Origin of the sequence: Rhodococcus sp. 06-418-5, from assembly GCF_002258285.1 — a bacterium.
Taxonomy (GTDB): Bacteria; Actinomycetota; Actinomycetes; order Mycobacteriales; family Mycobacteriaceae; genus Rhodococcoides.
Genome location: NZ_NOYE01000016.1, coordinates 480504 through 496777 on the forward strand (window position 1 = coordinate 480504; position 16274 = coordinate 496777).

Genomic DNA, 16274 nt, shown 5'->3' on the forward strand with positions numbered 1-16274 from the left:
TGGACACCGAGAATCAACTAACGAACGGGTAGTGACACTGAGCGGCACGGGGCCCTACATTCAGACAAAAAGGCGGCCTCGAATCTCTCCGAGACTGCCTCTGAACTGCTCGGTGTTGGGCTGACAGGGATTGAACCTGCGACCCCTTGACCCCCAGCAAGATCAATCATATTTCGATGGTCCCACCCGGACGCACCGAACCAACCTTGACCAGGCGTTTCTGTACAAACCGGTTCAGGTCGATCCACCCCCAGTTGACCCGAGCAGTGGCACGCTCGAACATCGATTGCTCAATGCGGATCCACCGAAGTCCCCCCACACACCACACAGGTCCACCGCTGCGAAAAGTGACTGAACCACCAACCCACGACGGTCTCATATCCAGACAGCGGGGACACCTTGAGCAAGAAGGCGTACATCGCCTCCCCCGACAATGGTGCCGCCCATGGCACCAACGGCGGAGGAGCCTCGGTCAGCGTGCTGACCACCGCGCCGGGCCATTCACCGGGATCATGTGCATACCAACCGGCTCCTTCGGGGGGGGTAGCGCCACGACAACACGGTCGAGCATGTTTCCGTACCTATCCGTGGGCACCGCCGTGGATAGCAAAATGGCGTATTGCCAACTCGGCACAGCATCGCTCGGGAGACACTCGACCCCCAATCGTTCTTCGAGGTTCCACCGCCCGCAGGCGACCGCGGATCGCGGGGAACTTCTAGGGAGTGCAGATTCTTACACCTGCTTCCGCCATTGGCTCTTCAGAATTTCGCAGTAAAAGAAGGCATCACAAGGCGTATCCCCGATCGAGACCGGACTCAAGGTGCTCCCCGGTGATCGAGTCACCGTGCTCTCCAACGCTGCGGGTACACAGGTGGCTGAACGGCTGGAGCACTTCGAGCGCCTCTATTGCGGACCTTGTGATGTCGCTGATCGGTGGCACTCCAAGGACCGCCATCGAGAGACGGTTTGGAGAACCAGTCGACCCACCAATCGCAGCGACCTCGACATTGTTAACGGCCTTGACCGGGCCGTTGAGGAATATGTTCTGGTCCGACTTCACCATTCTATTGAACTAACCACCCCAAAATTCTGTTGTCTGCGATCTCATCAATTGGGAACAGCAATAAGTGTGGTAGGTGTCCCCTATTAAGCTGCCAGACTGCCCGAAATGGCAGCATGTAAATTAACGTTTAGTTCCGCCTGCGAGTCAAAAACGGACACAGGGTGCATCTGCATGTTCTCATCTACGAGATGGTGCCGTGCCCTTGAAGACCTTCAGATTGTTCGTGTCGCGCAATCTCCAGACTCCTGGGGAGGAAGACCGGACGGCATGTAAGCCATCGTTCCGATGGCTCGCACCAACCAGGAAGTAGAAAAGAGATCATGGACATGAGCAGATCGAAAAATCGCCGGATCGTCGTAGGCACAGATTCCCAGGGTCGGTCGGTTGTCCTTTCGGACGCGCGGGACATGGCCGAATCCCATCCGGGGAAGGTGTCAATCGAAGAGGTCTGGTGGCAGCCACAGATTCCATTCCGTCCAGAACACGGCCTAGCGAGCCGGGTAGGCGAAGTTGGAATCGAGCCACCTTCGAGCGGAGCAGTAGTTCGCTTGCTGTCTGTTCCACCCGTGTCCGTCGGCCATGAGTGGGTACTCGATCTTCACTTCGACGACGCGCTCCATGTCATCACGTTGACCTCCGGGGCGCTCGACATAATCCTCGAAACCGGAGAGGTTAGCCTGGAAGTGGGTGACAGTATCGTTCTACCTGGCAGTATGCACGATCTACGCAACCTCGGACAGGTCCCAGCAACCTTCGTCTACACCTCTTTCCCACTCTCGCGCTGAGTGCTCTTCCGGGGGTCGGAGACCGCGCACCAGCGGAGACAAGATGCAAGGACAGACCCAACCTGATCCATATTCACGCGCAATCATCACGTCATCGCTTACGTCCGTGATTTAAAAATAACTGGGTTCCGACCAAACGCACATCCGAACGCTTGCATCCGTTGACGTAGAAGTGAAAATTGCGAAAATGCTGTTAGGTGCTCTGATCACCGGGCAGCTCGCCCTGCGCTCATCAGCCCGCCCTCACCAGACAGTCCCTAGGAGCCGTCCAGCGAGGGCGGAATTGGGGCGCAAAGATGCACCTTCTTCTCTTACGCAGCGATGCGCTGTTCTTCGTTCAACACCTAGCCGTGCGCCTCGTGCCGTTGCGGTCTAGTTGCTGCTTGTGTCGACTGTGGATCGGTCGGACGAAGAGATCCTCCCGGTTGGTCCAGTCGACTGCACAGAGGTTCGCAGATCCGTGTCCTTGGTTTCCGGCGTCATGGCAATGCCGGCCGCACCGAGGGTGAGGATCAACAACATCGCGTAGAACGCAGGGGCAACCGGGCTGTCGAGAGAGCCGACGAGGGCGGTGGCGACGAGCGGTGTGGTCCCTCCGAAGATCGCCGCGGATAGGTTGAACGAGAATCCATGACCGGTGCCGCGCACTGCAGTCGGGAATAGTTCTACGGCGGTAACAAAATAGCCGGCGGCAAAGATGGCGACTCCGATCGCTAGAAGGCTCTGTCCGACGATTGCACCCAGGAGCGTTCCGGATGCGGCGAGCGAGAACGCCGGGTACGCGGTCACCGCTAACCACGACGCGCCCCCGATGAGCAGTGGCTTTCGACCGATACGGTCACCCAGCGAGCCGAAGAACACTGCAATCACCGCGAGGACCAGGATTGCCGCGGCGTTGGAGAACAGAGCCGGCTTTTCATCGAGACCGCCTGTCTTCACGACGAAAGTAAACATGTAGCCGACGAGAAGATAGGCTCCTACGGCCTGTGGAACTTGCAGAAGTATCACTCGCAGCATCGATTTCCTCGAAGCAGCTACTTCCCGAATTGTGCTCCGCGCGTCACCCTGATTGGCAACTGCGGCAGTATATTCCTCCGGATCGTCGAGCGTGCGGCGTATCCAGAACCCTGCCACTGCGATGAGACCGCCGAAAATGAACGGCACTCTCCAACCCCAATCCATATAAGCCTCACTACCCAGAGCTGCTTGAACGCCGAGGACAAACACTGCGGCGAGCGAAGTCGGGACGTAGATGAAGCACACGGCAAAACCGATCCAACGTCCGCGTTTACCGTCCGGTGCGGATTCCACGATGAAACTGTAGCCGCCCGACGATTCGCCTCCCATCGAAAGTCCTTGCAGGAGCCTGCACAAAACGAGGAGCGCGGGCGCCGCGGTACCAATTGTTTCGTACGTGGGAAGCAGCCCTGTGACGACCGTTCCTCCGCCCATCAGCAGAATGGTCAACGACAATATCTTGAGGCGGCCGACCCTGTCCGCCATAAAACCGAACAGAACACCGCCCACTGGTCGCGCGAAGAAGGCCAGCGCGTAGATTGCAAAGGTTCCGAGCAAGGCAGCGGTAGGATTCTCTCGCGAGAAGAAGTGCAGCGCGAGCGCCGGTGCGGCGAGAGCGTAGATCGAGTAGTCGAAGACCTCGCAGACATTGCCAATACACCCTCCGATGAGGCGGCGGCGAGGATTTACTGCGTTCATTATCGATCCTCTCCGAAAATGGCGGATTCGGCACCGACTCGTTCGACATCTGAATCCAGTGCGTCGAACACAAAAACACCTTTTCCTGCATTCTGCTTGTCGAACTCTTCGTAAGCTTCGGCAGCCTCGCTCAGATGCCAACGATGACTGAATAATTCGTCGATCGGCAGCTTCTCGCGCGCAACGAATTCGGCGCACTGTCGTTGTTGGACGATAGACATCGTCCACGACGTCATGACTGTCACCTGGGTTCGATAGAAATCAGTCACGCGGAATCGTGCCTCACCCGCACCCAAACCGATCAGACAGATTTTTCCCCATGGTCGCAGGCAGTCCATTCCAGCGGAGATCGCAGAGGAGTTTCCGGAGGTTTCCAGTACGAGCGGCACTCCCGCTCCGTCGGTCAAATTCCGAATCATGTCCGAGGCGTTGCTTTTTACCGGATCGACGGTGGCTACGGCACCGAACCGCTCGGCATGGACCCGGCGGGCCGGTTCTGGATCGACGGCGATGACACGTGCACCCCTTGCTGTCGCGAGCATCGTCGCCGACAACCCCACCGGACCTTGTCCGAAGACCACCAATGTCGATCCCCCTACGTCGCCGAGACGTTCCAGGCCACCCCATGCCGTGCCGGTGCCACATCCGATGGCCGCGCCTGCCTCGAAGCTCAGCGAGTCATCGAGAGGCACCAAGGTCGCTGCCGGGACCACAATGTACGGAGCGTGTCCTCCGTGCTCCTGAGTCCCGAACGCACGAAACGGAGCTTTCGTGCACATCTGCGGCCACCCGGACCTGCAACTGTCGCACGTCGTACAACCGATGTAATGGTGCACCATAACGCGGTCGCCCGGCGCCGCGAGCTGGTCTCCTACTCCGGGCCCGACACTATGGACTACACCGGCAGGCTCGTGGCCCGCAATCGCTTGTCCGACCGTGTCGTCCCCGTCCCGTGCGGCACGGTATACGTGGAGATCGCTTCCGCACATGCCGGACGCTCGTACGGCGACAACTACTTCACCCGGTCCGGGCTCTCGAACCGGAAAGTTGCGGATTTCCACCCTGCGGTTGCCTGTAAAGACGATGCCTTTCATGGCTTACTTCCTTCTGTCGTTTTCGGCAGCACCGGCATTCTGAGACTCGGATTGGTCTCCGGCACAGATGGTTTCGATGTCTCCTGGTTGGCGGCGGGTCGATGGCGACCGGGCTCCAATATCGAAGGTGTGCTCTACGACACTAAGACGGTTCAGGCCTATAAGTCAACGATTGACTAAAAGATTTCTCGGCGTCGATCCCGAGTCCATTCCCGATTTGTCCCAGGCTATTACCGTTATTGATTTCTGCGTCTTTGAGACATCCGGTGGCGGTGTGAGCCGTGAGCTAACGGCAAGAGAACGCATCGCCAGTACGCTTGGGCACGCGCCCTCGGATTGTGGAGTTCAGATCCGCGTCGGCCTCTCTTCCGCCCGGCAGCAGGCGTAGCGGACAATACGAATCCATGACAGGTTCTCCCGCACTTTCCTCTGACGTCGGCCGACACAACTTGTCTCTGGTGATGGCCGCCGCCGCAGAGAACGCGCCATGCGCGCGTATGGAGCTGCGTGAGCGGACCGGCTTGGTCAGCGGGACTGTAACTACCATGGTGGAGGACTTGATTGCGCGGGGATTACTGGTCGAGTCCGGCAACGTCCAAGGACGACGGGGGCGACCGCGAAGGCTGTTGATGCCTGCACCGGATCGTGTCCGCACAGTGGCAGTTCAGCTATTTCCCAAATCGGTTATCGGCGAAGTCCGAGACCTGGCGGGTCAAGTTCTGTGGTCCGCGCACAGAGCCCACACCATCGAGCCAGGCGATGGATCAGGTTTCGTTACGGCGCTGACGGACATTTTCGATTCCGCCATCGAACACGCAAACCACGCCAGCAACGCGTGGATCGCGAACCCCGTGGCTGTTCTGCCGGCGATCGTTGCGCACGACTCGAACATCGTGGCCGCCCTGCCATTGGGCTTACGCGCGTTCGACGTTCGAACACCGCTCCAAGAGGCTTTAGCGCAACCCCGGAGCATCGAAGTGATCAACGAGGGGCGACTGAGCGCCCTAGCCGAATACACAACCTACCCGAGCGATACTCGGCCTCGCGCCATGGCATATATCAGCGCACAACGTGAGGGAGTGGGCGGTGCCTTGCTGATCGAAGGCGACATCTACGGCGGGTCGCACGGACTGGCTGGACTCGTCGGACACGTCGGCGTCGACATGGCGGGTCCGCAGTGCAGTTGCGGGGCCCGAGGATGCCTCGGGTTGTACCTCAGTCTCCACGCGCTCCTCGAACGCGCAGGCCTCGACAGTTCGCAATCTGTTACGGAGCTGATCGATCTACTGGAGGCCGACAACGCCGCCGCGCATGCTTCATTGCGTCGTGGAGGCGAGGCGCTCGCATCTGCCGTCGGAACAATGAGCAACTACACCGATGTCGACGTCGTTGTACTCGGCGGTATCCTTCCTCCGTTGTTTCCATGGTTGGAGCCGTACGTCAACGGCCTCATCCGCTCACGATCCGAAAGGGTGCCACAGTTCAACCCCCAGATCACTTTGGCCACATACGGACTGGAATCTCCATTGACCGGTGCCTGGCATCACGCGCGCAGGACCGTACTGGACAACCCGACCATCGTTCCGTACCTGACCTGAGTGCCCTCGTCGACAATCCACATCTAAGGCAAGCGTGTACAAGGTCGCACGTATTGCTCCCTTCGCAACATCGGCCGCAGCAGCCCACCCGCGACGACACACGAGACGGACGCTGACCGGTCCCAGTCCCTTCGAGATCAAATCGTCAGAGTCGGACGAGCTGATGCTCGAGTAGAGCCTCACGGAGAGCGTCGAACTAGCCTGTAGACGTTGACTGTTCGGCTATCTAGACACCGCTCTGAACGACCTTCGGCAAGCACTTCATTGGCGTCAGCCTGTCCCCTCGCACGTTGGCGCGCACGCACGCATCCGCCTTGCCTTTAAGGGCACACACGATGCGGACCACCCAGGTATCGATGCACTGGTACTCCAAGCGAGCGCGCCCACACGTCGGACAACGCGACATCGACCGACGCATCGTCGAACCGCACGTAGGCGACAACTCGTTGAATGTCACGCATGATTGTCACGATGTCATCTGTGGCCCACGACGACCTGCGGAATGCGCTCGGCAGAAACCCGCTCGGGCCAAGGATCGACCAAGACTCGTTGGTTCTTGAACTGTTCTACTCTGCGGCGCCCCCGGACCGACTGTGGTCAGCCTGCCGGCGACGCCGTTATGTGTCTGCAGCTATTGAGCAGATCCCGCATGCAGGTCGGGCTTCTTGACCGCTGCACCGTCGGACGCGGAATCAACAACGGACCGGGAGAGTGCGGTGGCGAGAGCAACGTCCTTGGTCTCCGGCGTGTACCGCAGGACAACCATGCCTACGACTCCCGCGACGACAACCATTGCAGCAGGAGCAGACGGACTTACCGCGTCTATCAGGCTGCCGGCAATTATCGGTGTGAAGCCCCCGAACACTACTGTTCCCATTCCGTAGGACAACCCATGCCCTGAGTACCTGCTCGACGTCCGGAAGAGTTCGAGCATCGTCACGATCGACCCGGAAACGAACAGGGACGTAGCAGAGGCGAGCAGCAAGCTGCCGCCGAACGCACCCCAGAACGTGGCGGTATTGACCAAGAACATAGCAGGGAACGCAATAACCGTCATGTAAGCCGCACCTGCCCACATCAACGGCTTTCGGCCGACACGATCTGCCACCCGCCCCAAGACTGGAACCAGAATCGCAATGGACGCACCTGCGAGCGTGTTGGCCAGCAAGGCCGTGTTCGGATTCATGCCAAGGTTCGAGACCATATGGGTGTAGAGGTACGTGATCCCGAGGTAGTACGCGATCAGCGTGGGCGCAAGGAGCAGGAACACCCGAAGCAGGGCAGGCCATTCCTCGACAACTGCTGTCTTGAGCGGGTTCTTGCTCGCAGCTACGCGTTCCTTCTTAGCCTTGACGAACTCCTGAGGATCACTCAGTTTTAAGCGGATCCAGAGACCACCACACGCCAGAAGTGCACCGAGGAAGAAAGGTAGACGCCAACCCCAGTCGGTGTAGGCGTCGTCACCGATCGCTCCACGCAAGCCGATGATCCCGAAGCCGAGCACCAGGCTCGGCAGAATGGTCACGGCATAGATGATGGCAATCCATGATGCTCGCTTGTCCGACGGTGCCGATTCCAGTACGAAACTCAGTGCCCCAGAATGCTCTCCGCCAGTAGAGAATCCCTGGATCAACCGGAAGATCAAGAGAAGGATGGGGGCGGCCATTCCGATACTGGCATATGTCGGCAACAATCCAATTGCCCCAGTTGCCACGCCCATCAACAAGATCACCGATGCCATGACGCGAATACGACCGTATTTATCGCCGAGATACCCGAACACGACTCCTCCCAATGGGCGGGCAATGAAGCCGACAGCGAAGATCGCGAGCGTCCCCAGCACTGCCGCAGAGGGATTGGACTTCGGAAAGAACAGCAGTGCGAGCGTCGGTGCTGTCACCGCGTAAGTCACGAAGTCGAACCATTCCACGAAAGTTCCGACTGCTCCGCCAAAGAGACGACGTCGGGCCGTGGGTTCTTCGATCAAAGCGACTGCGGGCGTTGATTCCTGAATCATGCGAATTCCTCGGTTCAGAGAAGCGCCGGGCAACTGCCGCAGCGGGGGAATCGATTCGTGGGACCTTCGATGCGATCAACACTAGCGTTGCCGACCGTGACAGGCAACACATTCGTTGATCACGAACTGGTTGCGGCCACCTCGCGGAGGGCCCTCTTGTTCACCTTCGTGGCCGACCTCGGCCACTCTTCGGCGCCCAGAAAGAACACCTGACGTGGGACTTTGAAGCTTGCAATCTGTCCCCTGCAGAACGCAATGATGTCGTCGGCACTTACAGTGGCACCTTCGCGCAATTCGACGAACGCGACGGGCACCTCATCGAGTCGGCGGTCGCGCTTCGCGACGACCTGCGCAAGTACGACATCGGGGTGCGTACACAGATATGACTCGACCTCGATGGCGGGGACGTTCTCACCACCCACCTTGATCATGTCCTTCAGCCGGCCCTCGTAGCGAAGATGCCCACTACTCAACGTGCGGAACAGATCTCCGGTGTGCAGCCAACCTTCCTCGTCGATTGCGGCGGCGGTCTGCACCGGGTCTCGGTAGTAGCGGGTCATCATTGCGTAGCCCTTCACGTAAAGCTCACCCAGCTCGCCGAGCGGCACAATACCCAACGTCACCGGGTCTACGATCTTGACCTCTACCCCATGTACAGGCATCCCGGAGGTGACCGCCCTCAATTCGACGTCGTCTGTAGGCTTGGACAAGGAAAAGTGACCTGCCATCTCGGACATTCCAGATCCGTTGATGAGCAATGCTTTCGGGAATCGTAATTGGACGAAGCGCATCTCGTCGGCACTGCCGACCGTGATCAACGACGTCGCATCCCCCAAGTCGACTTCCCGGAAGCCCTGTGCGTCCATCAAAGTATCGAAGGCCGACTGGAACATCGGCCACAGCGAGGTCGGACGCCACTTGCGCACCATGTCCAGCGCCCGCCCACCGTCGAGATACACGTCGGTCAGATACGTTGATCCCATTGCTACACAGGCAATCAGGCCCTGCAGTGCCGCGATGTGGAACAGCGGTGCCGGTGACCAGAACACCCTGTTCTCACGCGGCTCAGGGAATGGGACGGCCTGCGCCGTGCGTCCGATGGGCCCTCGTGTCACGGCCTCATGCGACAACACGCAACCCTTGGGTGAAGCAGTGGTTCCCGAGGTGTAAATGATCACGGCGTCGTCGCGCAGTCGCACCCGTTGTCTTCGCACCTCGATGTCGGCCTTCGTCACCGAGTGAGCAAGTTCGTCCACCGCCGATGCACCGACGATCCCGGGTCCCCCTTCACCCTTCAACATGACGATTTCTCGAAGGTGTGGTGCTTCGTGGAGCGCCAGGCCCAACGAGTCGCTCGTCGCCACTCCTGGAAAAGCTGCAGTCAGTTCCGTTCGGAAGTCCGTGCGGGGTGCGAGTGCGTCCGTGGTGAGCACGACCGAAATCTCGGAATGGGCAATGATGTAACTCAGTTCGCGACTGCGAAGACGTGGGTTGAGCGGCACGAGTACTGCGCCTGCGAGCGCCGTACCGAACGCGGCCTCGACGAATTCGCGTGAGTTGGGCGCAAGCACCCCGACCTTGTCACCGGCCCGCAGCCCGAGGGCGATGAGCAGGCGGCCGATACGGACCGCGCCGGCCGTCATCTCCCGGTACGACAGAGTCTCGTTCGGCAGTACGAACGCGGGATGATCGGGAAAACGTTCGCCGGAACGGATGAGCACATCGCCGAGGGGCATGCATTCGCTGAACACGGACTGGTTGTACATGGACCTGATCCTTGCATTCGTAGATCGTCCCAAGTCGATTCTTTTTGGAGACGGGGCTTTACGAGCCGAATCCGAATACTAGGCCGGTCCCGCACGGTCGTCAACGCTCCCGTTAACGGTCACCCGTTTTGACGAAATTGGTTTCAACGCATGTGTTGACGAGTCGTTAACGATCATGTTGACTGATCGAGAAATCTCGATACGGAGGAACGATGACCAATACGACGACCAAGGTGCATCACAAGACCGAGTCGCACGGCGCACCTGCCTTGACAGAAGACGAGGTTCGCGAGGCGGTCGAAGGAGCCTCGGTACCGGTGTTGCTGATGGTCCTCTACCAGGTGACCGGAGACGAGTCCTGGATAGGACCGCGATTCGCTCCCAGTCATTTCCGCGGAGTCTCACCTCGCCCGACCGGCGATATTGCCGAGGCCGATCAACGCGTCGTCCGCGACGCAGCCGTCGACGCGATCGCGTCTTTGCTAGCGCACCGGCGCCTGGTGCTGGATCTGCACGACGTTCGCGACATGGAGAAGGCCGCGAGCTTTTTCCTCGGTGAACCGATCGACCGGCGATACGCAGCGATTCTGACCGAGGAACTCCGTCGACGCTCCGCCGACAGCGGCGAACTGGACGAATTACCGGACGTCACCCCTCCTGCGGGGACGCGCGCCATCGTCATCGGAATGGGGATCTCCGGGCTTGCCGCCATCCACCTACTGCAGCAACTCGGTATCGAGTTCACCGTGTTCGAGCGGGGTACCGATGCCGGCGGCGTGTGGCATCAGAACCGCTACCCCGGCGCGGGTGTCGACACACCGAGCCACCTCTACTCGTTCTCGTTCGATTACCGAGACTGGGATAGACATTTCGAGCTCCGGGACGAGCTCTACGAATACTTCAACGGCGTGCTCGACTCGTTGGATGCCCGTACCGAGGTCTCGTTCGAGACCGAGGTCGTGAGCGCCGTATACGACGACAACACCGCACTATGGACCGTCACCACCCGAAACCGGGACGGTGATCTGGACACCCATGTCGCGAACATGGTCATCAGTGGGGTGGGTTCGCTGAACCAGCCGAAACTACCGTCGATCGCGGGGCGCGAGAAGTTCGAGGGACTTCAATTCCACTCGAACAGATGGCCGGATGGCTTTGATCTCACCGGCAAACGTGTAGCGATCGTCGGGGCAGGCGCGAGCAGCCAACAGATCTCACCATCGATCGCTCCGATCGTCGAACACCTGGCCATCGTGCAACGGTCACCGCAGTGGGTTGCACCCTTCGACCAGTTCCGCGAGGAAGTGCCTGCTGCTGAACGCACACTCCTGCAACATCTTCCGCTCTACAGGGCGTGGAACTGGATCGGGCTCTTCTATCAGCACGGTGACAAGATCATCGACGCACTCAGGGTGGATCCGTCGTGGCCGCACCCCGAACGATCGGTGAACCGGAGAAACGACCGACAGCGCGAATTCCTGACGGAATACATCGAGTCCGCCTTGGAAGGACGACCCGATCTGATCGAAAAAGCCGTCCCCGATTATCCGCCCTTCGGCAAGCGAATGCTCCTCGACAACGGGTGGTATCGAACTCTCAAGCGCGAGAACGTCGATCTGTTCACGAGCGGTGTCTCGGATGTGACACGGACCGGACTCACATTGTCCACGGGTGAACAACTCGACGTCGATGTCATCATCTGGGCGACAGGATTCGAGGCTGCACGGTTCTTGAGTTCACTCGAGGTACGCGGCGAGGGAGGGCTCGACCTCAGCAAGGCCTGGGACGACGACGACCCCCGCGCCTACCTCGGCGTTTCCATTCCGCATTTCCCCAATTTCTTCATGCTCGGTGGACCGCATTCGCTGCCGGGTAGCGGAAGCTTCATGTACTTCATGGAGCTTCAAGCTCGGTACCTCCGTGACCTTCTGGCCGAAATGTTCCGCAAGAACATCACTGCTATCAGCGCTACCGAAGACTCTACGAACCGATACAACGAACTCGTCGATACGATGCACTCCAAGACGGTGTGGACCCATCCAGGATTCGCGACTTACTACCGCAATTCCAAGGGCCGAGTCATTTTCGTCATGCCCTTCCTGAACGTCGAATACTGGGAGATGGTCAGACGCCCCGACCTCGGGGACTTCGACATCCTCGAAGACGCAGCGGTTCAGCAGGCACGGTAGTGCGGTCACCGTCGCATCGGATATTTCCCAACCCCACCAGCACCACAGAAAGGCGGCAATCATGCCCGACACACTTCATCTGAAGACACCCGCAAAGGTCGACACCGCGACCACCGGTGACCCCTCGGTCGCGGACACCGTATCCACGGTCATCGCCGACATCCGCGACCGCGGCGACGCTGCGGTCCGCGCATATTCCGAGAAATTCGACAGGTGGAGCCCGGAAAGCTTCAGACTGAGCGCAGAGAGAATCGACGAGATTATCTCGACAGTTCCTGCCGAGGTCATCGCCGACATCGAGACCGTTCAGCGTAACGTCCGAGTTTTCGCTCAGCATCAGCGCGATTCCTTGCACGACTTCGAGGTCGAGACCTCGCCGGGTGTCCATCTAGGACAACGCAATCTGTCGGTGTCCGCGGCCGGAGCATATGCACCGGGCGGTAGATACCCGTTGGTCGCTTCTGCGCACATGACTACCGTGACGGCGAAGGTCGCAGGCGTTCCACACGTCACGGCGTGCACCCCTCCGATCCGAGGCGAAGTCCCTGCAGCAACCGTTGCCGCGTTCCATCTCGCAGGTGCGGATGACATCTACCTACTCGGTGGTGTGCAGGCGGTTGCTGCAATGGCACTCGGCACCGAAAGCATTCGGAAAGTCGACATGCTCGCCGGCCCTGGCAACGCCTTCGTTGCCGAGGCCAAACGCCAACTGTTCGGCCAGGTGGGAATCGACTTGTTCGCCGGGCCAACCGAGGTCTTGATCGTCGCCGACTCGAATGCGGACCCGTTCATTGTCGCAGTGGACCTTCTCAGCCAGGCCGAGCACGGTCCGGATTCGCCTGCCGTTTTGATCACAGATTCCGAAGCCCTCGCTCGCAGCGTTATCGAGCACATCGACGCGATCCTGCCCGACATGCCTACCCGCGACTTCGCAGGTGTCGCATGGCGAGACCACGGACAGGTGATCGTCACCGCCGACATCGAAGCCGCTTACGCCCTCGCCGACACATTTGCGTCCGAGCATGTGCAGATCTTGACCGACACGCCGCGTCAAGCACTAGAAGCTATGAGCAATTACGGTGCACTCTTCCTCGGCGAGAAGACATGTGTTTCGTACGGAGACAAAGTGATCGGCACCAATCACACCTTGCCCACGCGCGGTGCAGCGCGTTACACGGGAGGGCTGTGGGTAGGAAAGTACCTGAAGACCGTGACCTACCAGGAGATAACCTCGGAGTCAGCGAGCGCCCAACTCGGAACCCTCTGCGGAAGAGCTGCGCGGGTGGAGTACTTCGAGGGCCACGCCCGCTCGGGTGATGTGCGTGCAGCGAAGTACGGCGGCGCACCGCTGCCATGGGCTCCAGCCACACTCTCGGTCCGGCCGCGGTAGACACTGTGCTCACGTTCTCGCTTTCAGGAAAGACTGCTCTGGTCACCGGAGCGAACAGGGGTCTGGGAAAGGCCATCGCAGGAGCGCTCACCGAACTCGGTGCGACAGTCTACGGGACATCGAGAACCGATGCCGGTGTTCGGCAAATCGAATCCGAGCTCGGCACAACGGGTTTCGTTCTCGACCTGGAGGACGTGAGCTCGATTGCGCCCTTCGTCGAGCGTTTCAGTGCACGTCTGCGCGGCACCTCCCTCGACATTCTGGTCAACAACGCGGGGGTCAATCACCCCGCACGGGCACTTGATGTCACGATCGAGCAGTGGAATTCCATTGTCGACACCAATCTGCGAGGTACGTTCTTCCTCACCCGAGCCGTTGCACAGCAATGGGTATCGGCCGGTACCTCTGGTGCTATCGTCAATATCGGGTCTCAAGCAGGCGCGGTGGGGATCGAGGAACGCACGGTGTACTGCGCGACCAAGGGTGGCCTCGACCAACTCACCAAAGTTCTCGCAATCGAGTGGGCCCCACACAGCATCCGAGTCAACACCGTTGCCCCCACTTTCGTACGGACCGAGTTCACCGCTGACACCCTGTCGCGACCCGGGTGGGGCGAAACTCTGCGCGCTCGGATCCCGTTGGGCCGCTTCGGGGAACCCGAGGATATCGTCGGTGCCGTCGCCTTTCTGGCCGGGGACGCAGCCGGTCTGATAACCGGCCACACTCTGCTGGTCGACGGCGGTTACACCGCGTGGTGAAAGGTGAGGAACGCATGAACATGACCGGGGCATCGTTGAACAGCGAATCCGTCGTCGTCATCACCGGTGCCGCGACCGGGATCGGGCGAGCGATGACGCTATCGTTCGTCGCTCGTGGAGCTCGAGTAATCGTCGCCGACATCGACGAAGCGGCTGCCGACGGACTCGTCACCGAGGTGTCCGAGCTCGGCGGAACAGCCTTCGCCGCAAGAGTCGACGTCAGCAATGCAGATTCGGTCGACCTTCTCGCCGATTCGGTCTTCTCTCGGCACGGTCGTGTCGATGTTCTGTGCAACAACGCCGGAGTGTCGATGCGGCCCCACCGCGCATCCTGGAACGCGTCGATCAGAGACTTTGCGTGGGCGATGGAGGTGAACTATTTCGGCGTGGTGCACGGGATCGTCAGCTTCGTGCCCAGAATGCGCAAGCAGCCCGGCCACAAACACCTGGTCAACACATCGTCTGTGACCGCGCTCGACATCGCTCCTGGACACGCGCCCTACGCGGCCTCCAAAGCCGCAGTCACCGCACTGTCCGACGCATTGCGATACGAACTCGAGGACCATGGCGACGACTTCGGCGTCACCGTGTTGTACCCAGGCCTCGTCCCTACTTCGATCGCGACCAGTGAACGCCTCCGGCCCGGCTCCGATAGATCAGCGGTTCGCAATATTGTGGCCTATGAGCCCGAACGAGCCGCGACGCTCACGTACAACCTTCCCGTAGCAGCAGAGACACTCGGCGAACTCGCCGTCGAGGCCGTGTTGTCAGGCCAGAACGCAGTGCTCACCCACGGCTACCCCGATGCCGAGATCGAGGCGCGCTTGAAAGACCTCCGAGACGGAGCGTCGGACCGGACGCTTCAGCAACTCACTCGCCACCTCAGCAAGGAAGAACCACGATGATCTCCACCCGATTCACGCAAGAGTTCGATATCGAACATCCGATAGTGTGCGGCGGGATGACCGGAGCCGGGCGAGCTGTCTTGATCGCCGCCGTCGCCAATGCCGGGGCGCTGGGATTTCTTTCGGCCCTGACGCAGCCGACGCCCGCTGCCCTGGACGAAGAAATTCGAAGAACGAAGGCCTTGACGGATAGGCCGTTCGGCGTAAATCTGACAATACTCCCCACGATCGCGCCCGTTCCTTACGACGAGTATTGCCAGGTCATCATCGACAACGGAATCTCGATTGTCGAAACAGCCGGCTCGAGCCCGAAGGACCACCTACCGTCACTCAAGTCCGCCGGTATCAAGGTAATTCACAAGACCGTCGCCGTGCGGCACTCGATCTCCGCGCAGAAACTCGGCGTCGACGCGTTATCCGTGGACGGGTTCGAGTGTGCAGGTCACCCCGGCGAGGACGACGTATCCAGTCTTGTACTCATTCCGGCCGTCGCGGCACGCACAGACCTACCGATCATCGCTTCGGGCGGATTCGCCACCGGCGCAGGCCTCGTCGCGGCTCTCGCGCTCGGCGCGGATGCAATCAATATGGGAACCCGCTTCGTCGCTACTGCGGAAGCTCCTGTGCATCGCAACGTCAAAGATCGGATCGTGGCCAATACCGAACGCGATACCAATCTGATATTTCGTAAATTCCGTAATACCGCGCGAGTTGCCAAGAATGCGGTATCTGACGAGATCCTCGACGTCGAGAAGCGAGAAGGAACGACATTCGAGGACATCGCATCGCTGGCGTCGGGTGCTCGGGGGCGTCAGAACGTTCTCGCTGAAGGCCGGATGGATGACGGACTGTGGTGGGTCGGACAAAGCCAGGCGTTGGTCACCGACATTCTGACCTGCGCGGATGTCGTGAAGCAGATCATCAACGACGCCGAAGAATTGATCGACCGCCGATTGACGGGCCTCGTCGCTTTCTAGCGTCGAGTAGGCCAA

Annotated in this window: 11 protein-coding genes; 7 read left to right on the plus strand and 4 right to left on the minus strand. The window is 59.9% G+C overall.

Translation table 11 applies throughout. The features are described 5' to 3' along the window. The first annotated feature begins 1384 nt into the window (after positions 1–1384). Positions 1385–1849, plus strand: a complete 465-nt coding sequence (locus CH274_RS28890; protein WP_143546573.1) for a hypothetical protein — start codon at positions 1385–1387, stop codon at positions 1847–1849. A 372-nt stretch (positions 1850–2221) separates the two neighbouring features. Here the strand turns inward: CH274_RS28890 and CH274_RS14705 are convergent, their stop codons facing one another. Together CH274_RS14705 and CH274_RS14710 are read right to left on the minus strand one after the other, a co-directional pair. Beyond that, positions 2222–3565, minus strand: coding sequence for an MFS transporter (locus CH274_RS14705; RefSeq protein WP_094657852.1), 1344 nt, complete (start codon positions 3563–3565; stop codon positions 2222–2224). After that, on the minus strand, positions 3565–4659 hold the full coding sequence (locus CH274_RS14710; RefSeq protein WP_094657853.1) for a zinc-dependent alcohol dehydrogenase family protein: 1095 nt from the start codon (positions 4657–4659) through the stop codon (positions 3565–3567). The genes CH274_RS14705 and CH274_RS14710 overlap by 1 nt, the downstream gene beginning before the upstream one ends. 629 nt (positions 4660–5288) lie before the next feature. Between CH274_RS14710 and CH274_RS14715 the strand changes: the two genes are divergently transcribed. After that, entirely contained in the window at positions 5289–6257 is a 969-nt protein-coding gene (locus CH274_RS14715) for an ROK family protein (protein WP_256993598.1), read from the plus strand. 631 nt (positions 6258–6888) lie between these two features. Here the strand turns inward: CH274_RS14715 and CH274_RS14725 are convergent. Next, positions 6889–8244, minus strand: a complete 1356-nt coding sequence (locus CH274_RS14725; protein WP_179275747.1) for an MFS transporter — start codon at positions 8242–8244, stop codon at positions 6889–6891. 149 nt (positions 8245–8393) lie between these two features. Next, positions 8394–10040: a class I adenylate-forming enzyme family protein gene (locus tag CH274_RS14730; RefSeq protein ID WP_094657856.1), complete on the minus strand. Its 1647-nt coding sequence runs from the start codon at positions 10038–10040 to the stop codon at positions 8394–8396. Between the two features lie 212 nt (positions 10041–10252). Here CH274_RS14730 and CH274_RS14735 point away from each other — a divergent pair, with 212 nt between their 5' ends. From CH274_RS14735 to CH274_RS14755, 5 genes are all read left to right on the plus strand, one after another. After that, positions 10253–12229, plus strand: coding sequence for a flavin-containing monooxygenase (locus CH274_RS14735; protein WP_094657857.1), 1977 nt, complete (start codon positions 10253–10255; stop codon positions 12227–12229). A 61-nt stretch (positions 12230–12290) separates the two neighbouring features. Next, complete coding sequence (hisD, locus tag CH274_RS14740) at positions 12291–13619, plus strand: histidinol dehydrogenase (protein ID WP_094657858.1); 1329 nt, start codon at positions 12291–12293, stop codon at positions 13617–13619. Between the two features lie 5 nt (positions 13620–13624). Then, complete coding sequence (locus CH274_RS14745) at positions 13625–14377, plus strand: SDR family NAD(P)-dependent oxidoreductase (RefSeq protein WP_094658047.1); 753 nt, start codon at positions 13625–13627, stop codon at positions 14375–14377. Between the two features lie 14 nt (positions 14378–14391). Next, entirely contained in the window at positions 14392–15282 is an 891-nt protein-coding gene (locus CH274_RS14750; RefSeq protein ID WP_143546574.1) for an SDR family NAD(P)-dependent oxidoreductase, read from the plus strand. After that, positions 15279–16259 carry an NAD(P)H-dependent flavin oxidoreductase gene (locus CH274_RS14755; RefSeq protein WP_094657860.1) on the plus strand — a complete coding sequence of 327 codons (981 nt, stop codon included), beginning with the start codon at positions 15279–15281 and terminating at the stop codon, positions 16257–16259. Before CH274_RS14750 ends, CH274_RS14755 begins: the two co-directional genes overlap by 4 nt. Positions 16260–16274: the final 15 nt, after the last annotated feature.